The sequence below is a fragment of the Azospirillum sp. B4 genome (assembly GCF_000333275.1).
Classification (GTDB): domain Bacteria; phylum Pseudomonadota; class Alphaproteobacteria; order Azospirillales; family Azospirillaceae; genus Nitrospirillum.
The window spans coordinates 1-12,339 of record NZ_BACU01000283.1 but is presented as its reverse complement, the minus strand read 5'-3'; the positions used below and the strand labels follow the sequence as shown (position 1 = coordinate 12,339).

General features: G+C 66.8%; 10 protein-coding genes, 1 other RNA gene and 1 pseudogene. 6 read left to right on the top strand and 6 right to left on the bottom strand.

Translation table 11 applies throughout. The features are described from left to right. Positions 1-68: 68 nt before the first annotated feature. The 4 genes from I55_RS12465 to I55_RS12455 all read right to left on the bottom strand — a co-directional run bounded on the left by I55_RS12465 (position 69) and on the right by I55_RS12455 (position 1,648). A complete protein-coding gene (locus tag I55_RS12465) occupies positions 69-782 on the bottom strand; it encodes a 5-formyltetrahydrofolate cyclo-ligase (protein WP_159107180.1) in 714 nt (237 codons plus the stop codon). Between the two features lie 87 nt (positions 783-869). After that, positions 870-1,028: non-coding RNA, 6S RNA (gene ssrS / locus I55_RS33865), on the bottom strand. Between the two features lie 14 nt (positions 1,029-1,042). Next, positions 1,043-1,393, bottom strand: a complete 351-nt coding sequence (locus I55_RS12460; protein ID WP_044560900.1) for a cell division protein ZapA — start codon at positions 1,391-1,393, stop codon at positions 1,043-1,045. 6 nt (positions 1,394-1,399) lie between these two features. Further along, positions 1,400-1,648, bottom strand: coding sequence for a hypothetical protein (locus tag I55_RS12455; RefSeq protein WP_044560899.1), 249 nt, complete (start codon positions 1,646-1,648; stop codon positions 1,400-1,402). 535 nt (positions 1,649-2,183) lie between these two features. Here I55_RS12455 and tkt point away from each other — a divergent pair. Together tkt and gap are read left to right on the top strand one after the other, a co-directional pair. Then, the gene (tkt, locus tag I55_RS12450; RefSeq protein WP_044560898.1) at positions 2,184-4,196 is read left to right on the top strand and encodes a transketolase; all 2,013 of its coding nucleotides are present in this window, start codon (positions 2,184-2,186) and stop codon (positions 4,194-4,196) included. Positions 4,197-4,397: 201 nt separating this feature from the next. Then, positions 4,398-5,405: a type I glyceraldehyde-3-phosphate dehydrogenase gene (gene gap, locus I55_RS12445; protein WP_044560897.1), complete on the top strand. Its 1,008-nt coding sequence runs from the start codon at positions 4,398-4,400 to the stop codon at positions 5,403-5,405. 77 nt (positions 5,406-5,482) lie between these two features. Here the strand turns inward: gap and I55_RS34415 are convergent, their stop codons facing one another. Next, positions 5,483-6,082, bottom strand: a complete 600-nt coding sequence (locus I55_RS34415) for a DUF4276 family protein (protein WP_159107179.1) — start codon at positions 6,080-6,082, stop codon at positions 5,483-5,485. Further along, positions 6,079-7,188, bottom strand: coding sequence for an AAA family ATPase (locus I55_RS12435; protein WP_044560895.1), 1,110 nt, complete (start codon positions 7,186-7,188; stop codon positions 6,079-6,081). Before I55_RS12435 ends, I55_RS34415 begins: the two co-directional genes overlap by 4 nt. Before the next feature lie 113 nt (positions 7,189-7,301). Here I55_RS12435 and I55_RS12430 point away from each other — a divergent pair, with 113 nt between their 5' ends. The 4 genes and pseudogenes from I55_RS12430 to I55_RS12415 form a co-directional block, all read left to right on the top strand. Beyond that, positions 7,302-7,703, top strand: coding sequence for a hypothetical protein (locus I55_RS12430; protein ID WP_064742492.1), 402 nt, complete (start codon positions 7,302-7,304; stop codon positions 7,701-7,703). Positions 7,704-7,976: 273 nt separating this feature from the next. After that, positions 7,977-11,033, top strand: coding sequence for a diguanylate cyclase (locus I55_RS12425; protein ID WP_049974058.1), 3,057 nt, complete (start codon positions 7,977-7,979; stop codon positions 11,031-11,033). A gap of 198 nt (positions 11,034-11,231) precedes the next feature. Next, on the top strand, positions 11,232-12,161 hold the full coding sequence (locus I55_RS12420) for a class I fructose-bisphosphate aldolase (RefSeq protein WP_044560894.1): 930 nt from the start codon (positions 11,232-11,234) through the stop codon (positions 12,159-12,161). 3 nt (positions 12,162-12,164) lie between these two features. Beyond that, positions 12,165-12,339 (top strand): annotated as a pseudogene (locus tag I55_RS12415) (thiamine phosphate synthase); the annotation flags it as partial.

The following is a 12,339-nucleotide window of genomic DNA, read 5'->3' as shown; positions in this document are numbered from 1 at the left end:
CTGCGGCCCACCACATCGCCTAAGAACAACAAGCGCATGACCCGACCTCAAGGAAAATGGAACCGGGTTCAGCGCTTGCGGCGCTGCCCGGCCCGAACGGCGTAGCGCTCGGTGACGATCCAGTCCAGTCCCTGGTCATGGGCGTCGCACGGCACCTTGTCCAGTTCCTGATCGGCGAAGGCGATGCCCACCGCCTGGATGGCCCGCTCCCGCCGCAACCCAGCCAGTGTGCGGTCGTAGAAACCCGCGCCATACCCCAGGCGGCCACCACGGCGGTCAAAGGCCAGCAGCGGCACCAGCACGACGTCCGGCACCACCACACCTTCATCGGGCGTGGCCTCCGCCGTCGGGGCGGGCACGCCCATCGTGTCGGGCGACAGCAAGGTGCCTGGCCACCAGCGGCGGAACAGCAGGGGCTGGCCCTTCGCCTGGCAGACGGGCAAGGCGCCCTTGATGCCGGTGGCGACCACACGGTGCATCAGGGGGCGGGGGTCGATCTCATCCCCCACCGGCCAATAAAAGGCGATAGTGATGCCCACGGGCGCCAGGCCATCGGTGATCTTGGGCAGGGCCGTCAGGAAATTGTCGGCCAGGGACTTGGAGGCGGCGGCGCGGTCGATGTCCAGGCCGGCGCGGACCCGCCGGGCGGATACGCGCACCGCCTTCTTGGCGGCGCGGGCCGCATCTTCCGCCGACAGCAGGGTCGTGGTCGGCGAGTCCCCAGACGGGGCGGCGCCAGGATCCACGACGGGGGCGGGACTACGGAACGGGGCGGCGGTCACGGACGGACAAGGTCCCTCAGGAGTGGGCCCCGAAACGGCGCGCAGGGGCCAGAGGGCTCGCGAGGACCGGAAAGGGCGAAGGGTCTGGAAGGAGCCACACGGCCGATGGACAAGCGTATCCTCCACGGCCTGCCAAGGCAGGTGGGAGCCATATGTCCGACACCACGGCGTCGGCAGGGACAGCCCCCTAGAGGATTGGGTATCGGCCCTGGGGATAATGCGTCCTGTCGAACCGCGCAGCCGCCTTCCAGAACCCTAATTTAGGTGCGATCCAGCCGCGCCGCAATGTCTTCGATGCGTTTGGCCAGGCTGTCGACGGCCGCGATGACGCTTTCGTCCTCTGCGCGGGGCGCATGGACCACCTCCGGCGCGGGGGCCGGCACGGGGCGGCGGGGTCCGCCCAGTTCCGCCCGCAGGTCGAAAATCTCATCCGCCAGCATGAGGGCGGTCAGCACCAGCAGCTGGGTCTCGCTGCCGCCGGAGGCGTCGTGCGCCACCTCGCGCAGCCGCGCGTCAACGTAGGAGCCAAGCTCGCGCAGGCGCTGTTCCTGGCCATCGTCGCAGGCCAGACCGTAGGGGCGTCCATTCAGGATGATGTCCACGCGGGCCATCTATAATCAGTCCTCCAGCACCGCACGCAGCTGACCGATGGTCCGGTCCAGCCGTTCCGACAAGGCCGCGGTCGCGGCCCTGGCCCCCTGCTCCCGTCCCTCCGCCGCCGCCAGCGCCCGTTCCAGCTCACCGATGCGGGCCTTGGCCGCGTCATCGGCATCGCCAGCCACCTGGGCCAGGCGCCGTTCCAGCACCCCGTCCAGGGACAGGACGGCGGCATCCAGGCGATCCAACGCGGTCTTCAGTCGGTCCATGGGCGCGAGGAGGGTCCGATCGAGCCCCTGTCGAACAATGACGGCGGGGCGGGTGCGAATAAGATGGATAAGCTGCGCCGTCGAATAAAGCAAAGAAAGCGGTCCCCACCAGCGAAAAAACCGCGCGCGCCGGCGTTCAGGCCGTGAATTGCCCTCCGGTGCCAGGAAAAAGCGACGCGCCCGGCGCGCGGCAGACGTCAAGCCGGCCCATGACGACGGAAAACGCATCCTCCAATACAGGCGTTAACGCTGGCCGCGCCTGCAGTTTTCGGGGGGCCCCGGACCTTGACGGCGGGGGCGGTGGCGGTCATGGTGCCGCCCGCCCCTCGCGCCCGGATGTGCGCGCACGGCACCCGTCAAAAAGGGTGGTGCGGCGGCGCAAAGCATCGGGAGCATGGGGCCCAGGATCGTTTCCCGGGAAGGTCCTTCCCGTGGCGCTTTCCCGGTTGAATCCGCCAGGCGGCGGGCGTCCCGGACTGGCTGCCCCCTTCTGGCCCGCAGAATAGCGCTACGCTTGATGAAAGGCCCCTTGCCCATGTCGTCCCAGCCCGCAACCGATGTCGCCGGGGCCGTTCCCCACAAGGACCTCGCCACCGCCATCCGTGTCCTGGCCATGGACGCCGTGGAAGCGGCCAAGTCGGGCCATCCCGGCATGCCCATGGGCATGGCCGACGTCGCCACGGTGCTGTTCACCCAGTTCCTGAAATTCGACCCCAAGCGCCCGGACTGGGCCGACCGCGACCGCTTCGTGCTGTCGGCCGGCCATGGCTCCATGCTGATCTACGCGCTGCTCTACCTCACGGGGTATGAGGACATCGACCTCGACCAGATCAAGCGCTTCCGCCAGCTGGGCGCCCGCACCGCCGGCCACCCGGAATACGGCATGGCCCGCGGCATCGAGATGACCACCGGCCCGCTGGGCCAGGGCATCGCCACCGCCGTGGGCATGGCCCTGGCGGAGCGTCACCTGAACGCCCGCTTCGGCGACGCCCTGGTCGACCACCACACCTATGTCATCGCCGGCGACGGCTGCCTGCAGGAGGGCGTCAGCCATGAGGCCGCCTCGCTGGCCGGCCACCTGGGCCTGGGCCATCTGATCGTCCTGTGGGACGACAACAGCATCTCCATCGACGGTCCCACCAACCTGTCCCTGTCCGAGGACGTTAAGGCCCGCTTCGTCGCCTATGGCTGGGACGTGCAGGCCGTGGACGGTCATGACCCGGTGGCCGTCGCCGCCGCCATCGCCCAGGCCAAGACGACCAACACCCCGTCGCTGATCGCCTGCCGCACCACCATCGGCCTGGGCGCCCCGACCAAGGCCGGCAAGAATTCCAGCCATGGCTCGCCCCTGGGTGCGGCCGAAATCGCCGGCGCCCGCGCCGCCTACGGCTGGGACCACGGGCCGTTCGAGATCCCCGCCGCCATCCTGGACGCCTGGCGCCAATACGGGGCGCGCGGCGCCGCCGCCGCCACCGCCTGGGACCAGCGCCTGGCCGCCGCCGACAACACCCTGGGCGCCGCCTTCAAGGCAGCCCAGTCGGGTGAGGTCCCGGCCGAACTGGACGCCGTCATCGCCGCCTTCAAGCGCGCCACGACGGAGGCCCGCCCCAGCGTCGCCACCCGCCAGGCTTCCGGCAACGTGCTGGACGCCATCTTCGACGTGGTGCCGGAACTGATCAGCGGCTCCGCCGACCTGACCGGGTCCAACAACACCCGCACCAAGGGCGTCGTCAGCCTGCAGCGCGACAAGTACGAGGGCCGCTACATCCACTATGGCGTGCGGGAGCACGCCATGGCCGCCGCCATGAACGGCATGGCCCTGCACGGCGGCCTGATCCCGCTGAGCGGCACCTTCCTGTGCTTCGCCGACTACAGCCGCCCGGCCATCCGCCTGGGCGCCCTGATGAAGCAGCGCGTGGTGCATGTCATGACCCATGACAGCATCGGCCTGGGCGAGGACGGCCCCACCCATCAGCCGGTGGAGCACATGGCGGCCCTGCGCGCCATCCCCAACCTGCTGGTCTTCCGTCCCGCCGACCAGGTGGAGACGGCGGAATGCTGGCAGCTGGCGCTGAAGCACAAGGACCGGCCCTCCGTCCTGGCGCTGACCCGCCAGAACCTGGCCACCCTGCGGGTCGAGCACACCGACGAGAACCTGGTAGCCAAGGGCGCCTACGTCCTGCGCGAAGCGGACGGCGGCAAGGCCAAGGTGGTTCTTCTGGCCACCGGTTCGGAAGTGGAAATCGCGGCGCAGGCCCGCGACGTGCTACAGGCCGAAGGCGTGCCCACCCGCGTCGTCTCCATGCCCAGCTGGGAACTGTTCTCCGAGCAGGGCGAGGTCTACCAGGCCCAGGTGCTGGGCGGTGACGACGTGGTCCGCGTGGGCGTGGAAGCCATGGTGCGCTTCGGCTGGGACCGCTGGATCGGCCCCAAGGGCGGCTTCATCGGCATGCCCGGCTTCGGCGAGTCGGGCCCCTACAAGGAACTGTACCACCACTTCGGCATCACCGTCGAAGGCGTGGTCGCGGCCGCCAAGGCCCGCCTGTAACCAGAACAATCACGGACGCCCCGGATTTATCACCGGGGCGTCCGGCTTTGACACAGGGTACGGGATGGGACGTCCCACTATGGTAGGCCTGCCATGCAAGCCCCATAGCGCCTAAAACAAGGGCGGGACGTTTACCATCTTCAGGTTTCAGCAAAGCCGGCTCCACCCCGGGGGCGGCTCAACGATGTCGGAGGAAGACACATGGCTGTTCGTGTTGCCATCAACGGGTTCGGGCGCATCGGCCGCCTGGTGCTGCGCGCCATTTACGAAAGTGGCCGCAAGGATGTCGAAGTCGTCGCCATCAACGACCTGGCCGATGCCAAGACCAACGCCCACCTGCTGAAGTACGACAGCGTGCACGGCCGTTTCCCCGGCACGGTCGAGGTGGTCGATGGCAACCTGGTGGTCAACGGCCACACCATCAAGGTGGTGCAGGAACGCGACCCGACCAAGCTGCCCTGGGGTGACCTGGGCATCGAGGTCGCCATGGAATGCTCCGGCATCTTCACCGCCCGCGACGCCGCCGCCAAGCACCTGACCGCCGGCGCCAAGAAGGTGCTGATCTCCGCCCCCGGCACGGATGAGGACATCACCGTCGTCTACGGCGTGAACCACGACAAGTTGACGCCGGAGCACAAGATCGTCTCCAACGCCAGCTGCACCACCAACTGCCTGGCCCCGGTGGCCTTCGTGCTGAACAATGCCATCGGCATCGAGCACGGCTTCATGACCACCATCCACAGCTACACCGGCGACCAGAACACGGTCGACACGATGCACAAGGATCTGCATCGCGCCCGCGCCGCCGCGCTGAACATCATCCCCACCTCCACCGGCGCCGCCAAGGCCGTGGGCAAGGTCCTGCCGGAGCTGAAGGGCAAGCTGGACGGCACCTCGCTGCGCGTCCCCACCCCCAACGTCTCGGTCGTGGATTTCAAGTTCGTGGCCAAGAAGGCCACCACGGTCGAGGAAGTCTCGGCCGCCATCAAGGCCGCCGCCGAGGGCCCGCTGAAGGGCATCCTGGGCGTCTATGCCGAACCGCTGGTGTCTACCGACTTCAACCACGACCCGCACTCGTCCATCTTCGCGCTGAACGAGACCAAGGTCATCGACGGCACCTTCGTCCGCATCATGACCTGGTACGATAACGAGTGGGGCTTCTCCAACCGCATGAGCGACACCGCCGTCGCCCTGCACAAGGTTGGCTGATCCCCTGCAGCATCGGGTTTGAGTTAAAATGAAGGCGCTCCGCTTCCGATCGGGGCGCCTTCTGGCTTTCGCGGTTCTTAGGTGCGCAGTCCCTCCAGGCGGGTCAGCCAGTCTCCAAATCGGGGACAGGTGGTTCGGATTCGATTGAGGCCAATGCGCTCCGCGATACGATAGCCGTGATTGACCTTGTCGTAGGAGGTATGAAGCCGCTTCAGTCGCCGGGACGGGCAAGTGTCATATCCGTCGTTCAGATCTTCCGGCGTACGGCAATTGCGGAGTTCCGCCCGCATGTCTGTTGGCAGCTTCGCATTGTGCAGAACGTCGCCCGCCTCATCAGGCCCGGCGAAAATCAACGCCTCGAATTCATATACTTGGATATACGGGATAAAGCGCGGGTCCCCCGAGACTTGCGCATGCAGTTCCATTTCCAGCCTATCCGGGCCCTCGCCGGGTTGATATCCCTGAAAACCATACAAATCATAAAGCGTCGTCACAGCGGCAAAGCCACTGTCCTTAAGAAGGCGACGCAAGTCCTCTCGCGCACGGGCGACTGATACGCTGCCATTAAGGGGAATCGCTTTCGCATACAGTCCAAAGGACGCCAAATGGGGTGAAAGGACCTTGCCGACAAACTCACGCTCCGTTGGCCCTTCAACCGAAATCGCAACGGGCCTCACGGCGTTCCCCCAATCAGGTTCTTCTGCCAGATGTCGCCCATACCGTAATCATCGAGCCAAGCGGTTACCTCTGATTCGGCTAAGCGCCTAAACACCGACGCATTGTCCTCTCGATCCACCACAATCAGGTCTTCGTAATTGAACTGGTTAGCCAAGGTGACGGATTGGGTGGATGCGATGATCTGGGTACGGCTGGCAGCACTGCGCATTAAGCCTGCGAGCAACTGAATCGCGTAGGGATGTAACCCTAGTTCAGGCTCATCCAATAGGATGGTCGTGGGTAGCATCGGTTGAAGAAGCAAGGTCGCCAAACAGATAAAGCGCAATGTTCCGTCAGAAAGATCGGAGGCGTCAAAGAATGCATCTGTACCTCGATGTTTCCATTGCAACGAAATCGCGGACGGGTTGAGAGGATCCGGCTCCAATATAAAGTCATGAAAGAAAGGTGCCACACGCTGCACCGTCGCAATGATTTCATCATAGGCGTCAGCATGTGTTTGGCGAATTTGACGGAGGTAAGCCGCTAAATTCCTCGCGTCAGAGTAAAGCTCTCGCACATCCGTTATCCGGCCACTTTTCTTCACCCGGGCAGCATCGCTCGTATCTTGGAAATGATAAATACGCCAGTTCCTGAAATGGCTAGCGACCCAATCCGCGGTGGATTGCGTCCCTCCCAAATAACGGGGCAGCCCCGTCTCCTCAGCTCCGGCTTTTGCCAATGGGTATTGTTGTATGCCACCGTGATAATTTATTTCATGGCCATGGAAACGCGCATATTCCCGCTTGAATATCAAGCCGTCTGTAGACGTCGGCACAAGGGTACAGTGATAAGAATTGGGCGGAAATTTAAGATCAATTCTGATCTCATCCGTCACCTTGGCACCGAAGTGGAGGAATTTGTCCGCCCTTCCCCGCTGCCCAACAAACAGCTGAAGGTCATGCTCCACAAGCCTGTTCATAAGGCGAAAAATACCAATGAAATTGGACTTGCCCGCACCGTTCGGTCCGACCAGCAGGTTCATAGACGGCTGCAGGTCCAGGTCCATCTTCTTGATAGATTTGAAACCCGCCACCTTGATGTTTGTTAGCGTGCCGATGCCAGCCATTACCCTCTGCCTGAAGCAATTCAAGCCAGCCTACCATGAGCAGGCCGCCAATCCGTGACCCATCTCCCGTGATATCACTGAAGCCACCTTTGCCGAAACCAATGTCATCACAATTGGAACCGCCCCGCCCCATCCGCGTCCTCTGCCTGGATGACGCCCGTGCCGCCCTGGCGGCGGCGGCGGGGGCGCCTGTGCACCTGGTCAGCGCGCCGGACGCGGCGGGCGCGCTGGGGGCCGGTGGCTGGCGCGCCCTGCTGGACGCCATCGCCCGGGAATTCCCCGACGCGCCCGTCACCGCCGTGCTGGACTGCGGTGATGCCGCCGGCCATGCCCTGGCGGCCCTGGCCCTGGGGGTGACGGACATCCGCTTTTCCGGCGAGGCCGCGGCGGCGGCGCGTCTCAGCGACATCGCCCAGGCGCGAGGAGGGCGGCTGCATCCGCCGGACGGGGAAGAGCCCCTGGACCTGCGCGGCCGGCGCGACCCGGTGGCCGCTTGCCGCGACTGGCTAGCCTAACCAATGACCATCCAGCGCCAGTGAAGCACCACCATCGCTAGAATTTACCAATACTGGCCCGCAATATCGCCCCCGGGCCAGCCATCTTGGTAAATATGCGAACGAGGTGAGCGTGCTTTTTTACGACGACATCCATAATCAACGCCACCATGACCTGCGTCCAAGCAGACTATCCAGAAGCCTTTACCGCGTGTAGATCTCCACAAGACAGATGATCTTGGGTTCCTGGGAGCCGTCGTGCGGCATTTACGACAAATCCTGACCGTCCTTGCGATGGCGCCTCTGATCGTGGGCGCCGTCAGCGTCGCGACCGCACGGGCCGATGGCGGTGGCTGGGAACGGTTGCGCGCCACCGTGTTCACCACCGTTGGGCGGGAGGCCGGCCTGCCCCACCCCATCGCCATGGCCCTGGCGCAGGACAGCGACGGCTTCATCTGGGCCGGCACCCAGGGCGGCCTGTCCCGTTATGACGGCTATCGCTTCCGTACCTTTCTGCACCAGGACGGGGTGCCAGGCAGCCTGCCGGGTAATGTCATCACCGCGCTGGTCCCCGCCAGCGGCGGCCGCCTGTGGGTGGCGACCGCCACCGGCAACGTGGCGCGCTACGATCCCGCCACCGGCCAGTTCCAGGACTTCCCCGAACCGCAGGGCACACCAGCCCGGGGTGGAGTTCTGAGCCTGGCCGGCGACAGCAAGGACGGCATCTGGGTGGGTACCAACGCCGGCCTGGAGCATGTCGACGCGACCGGCACGGTGGAACGCCAGCCGCACAGCGACGGCGACGCCGCGAGCGCCCCCGGGGGGCGCATCCGCGCCCTGCTCCGCACCCGCGATGGCAGCCTGTGGGTCAGCACCGTCACCGGTCTGGTGCGCCGGGCGCCGGACGGCACCGCCTTCGCCGATGTGCCTCTGCTGGACGCCCAAGGGGGCGCGGTGACGGACGAAGTCGTCGCCATGACCCAGGACGGCGCCGGCCGCGTCTGGTTCGCCACCGTGCGCTCCGGCTTGGGCCGGGTGATGCCGGCAGGCGCGGGCATGGCCGACGCCACGACGTGGGGCCCGGCGCGGCTGATGCCGGAGGTCAGCCCGCAGGTGCTGGGTGGCCCGCTGGTGTTCTGCCTGACCGAGGGGCGTCCTGGTGAAATCTGGGTGGGCCGGGTCGCCGGCGGCATAGCCATCATCGACGCCGCCACAGGTGCCGTACGCACCGTGCGTCATAATCCCCTGACCCCGACCAGCCTGGGCGATGACAGCGTGCACGCCCTGCTGCGCGACCGGGCCGGCACCCTGTGGGCCGCGACCAACCTCGGCGTCAGCCGCACCGATCTGCGCAACGACGCCGTCGACACCATCTTGCCCGACCCAGCCCCCGGTAATGGCGGCTTGCCGGACGCCAACGTGCTGGGAATCGCCATCACCCCTGACGGCAGGGCCTGGCTGGGGCTCAAGGACAGGGGGGCCGCCCTGCTGGACACCACGGCCGGTACCATCACCCCCCTCCCTGGCGCCGCCTCCCTGCCCCCCGGCGGCGTCACCGGCATCACCAGCGCGCCGGACGGTGGCGTGTGGCTGGCGGTGGGGGCCGGGCGGGCGCTGTTTCGCTACGACCCCCGATCCGGCACCCTGGAACAGCATGGCTTCCCCGGGGCCAACGTCGGCCCCATCATCTATGGCCTGGCCGATGGTGACGTCCTGTGGTTCGCCGCCGGTCCCCTGGTGCGCTACTCCCCAGCGACGGGGACGGCCACGGTGTTCCGGCATGGTGGCGACCCAGCCTCGCTGATCGATGACAGCGTCAACGTCATGCTGCCCGACGGCGCCGGCGGCCTGTGGGTCGGCACCCGCCACGGGCTGGACCACATGGCCGACCGGACGGCCGGAACGGGCGCCTTCAGCCACTACGTCCACGATGCGGCCGACGCCCGGTCGCTTTCCGCCGACCTGGTCTCCACCCTGCTGATCGACCGCAGCGGCCGGCTGTGGGTAGGCACCCTGGGCGGCGGCATCAGTGTGCTGGAACAGGCGGCCGGCCCTGACGGCAAGGCCGCCTTCCGGCGATTGACCATGGCCGATGGCCTGCCCAACGACAACATCGGCACCCTGCTGATGGATGGCGCCGGCCGGATATGGGCCAGCACGGCCGATGGCCTGGCCCTTATCGACCCCGCTTCCAGGCAGGTGACGGCGCTAGGCCGTGGTGCTGGCGTCGCCATTCCAGCCTACTGGATCCACTCCGGCGCCAACCTGCCCAACGGCGGCCTGATCTTCGGCGGGGGCGGCGGGGCCACGGTGGTGCATCCCGACCGGTACGGATCCCCGGCGGCACCACCGCCGGTGGCGGTCACCGGCACTCGCGTCGCCGGGCGGCCCGTGCCTACTGGCACCATGGCCGCCCCCATACCCATCCGCCTGAACCCCGGCGACCGCAGCGTCGAGGTTTCCTTCGCCGCCCTGGACTACGCCGCACCGGAGGAGACGCGCTATGCCTACCGGCTGGACGGCTTCGACGAAAATTGGATAGAGGTGGACGCGGCCCAGCGCGTCGCCGCCTACACCAACCTGCCGCCCGGGTCCTACAGTCTGCTGATCAAGGCCGCCAACCGGACCGGCGCCTGGTCCGCACCGCTGTCGATCGGGATCAAGGTGCGGCCCGCCTGGTGGCAGACGCTATGGGCCCGGGCCCTGGCCGTGGCGGTGGGGCTGGCCACCGTCGTGGCGCTGGTGCAGGTCCGTACCGCCTACCTGCGCCGCCGCCGCGCCTTGCTGGAGGCGCAGGTGGCCCGTCAGACCCGCGACCTGCTGGCCGCCAATGAGCGGCTGAAGGATTTGGCCAACCGCGACCCCCTGACCGAGATCCACAACCGCCGCCATTTCATGGAGTTGTCGCAGGCGGCCCTGGCCCACGCCCAGGCGGCCAACACGCCCTCCGCCCTGCTGATGATGGACATCGATCACTTCAAACAAGTGAACGACACCCTGGGCCATAGCGCTGGCGATGAGGTCCTGCTGGCGGTGGTGGACCGCATCCGCGCCCTGCTGCGCCGGACCGACATCTTCGCCCGCCTGGGTGGGGAGGAACTGGCCCTGTTCATGCCGGACACGGACGAAAGCGAAGCCGCCGCCGTGGCGGAACGGCTGCGCCGGGCCGTCGGTGACGCACCCTATACCGTGGACGGCGCCGGCGTCATCGCGGTGACGGTCAGCATCGGCGTGGCGGCGTGCGCACCCGGCGCCGGGCCGCTGAAAGACCTGTTGGACCGCGCCGACCGTGGCCTCTATGCCGCCAAGCGGGCCGGCCGCAACCGGGTGGCCACGCATCCCCCGGCATGAGGGGAGCACACTTTACGGGATCGGAATGCCCCGCCCCAGGAAGATCACTAGCCGGGCACCGCTTTTCGGCGGAAATCTGCCATGATCTTGCCCTCTCATCGGGGCAGATTGCCATCCGCCCGATGCTGGGATATCAACCCGGCATCACGCGTACAATAAACACAAACATTGCAAAACAGACTCGGGGATACCGTAACCATGAAGCTGACCCGCCGCGTAAAGGAAATCCTTTCCTGGTACGAGAGCGACAATCCCGGCACCAAGGCCAACCTGGCCCGCATCCTGATGGAAGGCCGCCTGGGCGGCACCGGCAAGATGGTGATCCTGCCCGTCGACCAGGGCTTTGAGCACGGCCCCGCGCGCAGCTTCGCGCCCAACCCGCCAGCCTACGACCCCCACTATCATTTCCAGCTGGCCATCGATGCCGGCCTGAACGCCTACGCCGCCCCGCTGGGCATGCTGGAACAGGGTGCGGCCACCTTCGCGGGCGCCATCCCCACCATCCTGAAGATGAACAGCTCCAACAGCCTGTCGCGCGGCAAGGACGCGCCCGACCAGGCGGTGACCGCCACAGTGGCCGACGCCCTGCGCCTGGGCTGTTCCGCCATCGGCTTCACCATCTATCCCGGCTCCGACGCCATGTTCGACCAGTTCGAGGAATTCCGGGAGCTGTCGGCCGAGGCCAAGGCCTGCGGCCTGGCGACCGTGCTGTGGTCCTACCCGCGCGGCGGCGACCTGGACAAGGACGCCGAGTTGGCCATCGACATCAGCACCTACGCCGCCCACATGGCGGCATTGCTGGGCGCCCACATCATCAAGGTGAAGCTGGCCACCGACCATCTGGGCAACAAGGAGTCCAAGAAGGTCTACGAGGCGAAGAACATCGCCCGGTCCACCCAGGCCGAGCGCGTGGCCGACGTCATGCGCTCCGCCTTCAACGGCAAGCGCCTGGTGGTCTTCTCCGGCGGCGCCGCCAAGGGTGAGGACGCGGTGTTCGACGACGCCCGCGCCATCCGCGACGGCGGCGGCAACGGTTCCATCATCGGTCGCAACAGCTTCCAGCGCAGCCGTGAGGACGCGCTGGCGCTGCTGGACCGGATCGTCCGCATCTACCAGGGCAAGGAATAAGTTTTGCCTGAAAGCCGTCTTTACCTGGTGACGCCGCCGGCCCTGGAGCCGGCGGCGTTCGCCGTTCAACTGGCCGCCGCCCTGGACGCGGGCGACGTCGCCTGCGTCCAGCTGCGCCTGAAGGATGTGGACGACGACACCGTGCGTCGCGCCATCGACGTGCTGCGCCCCATCGCGC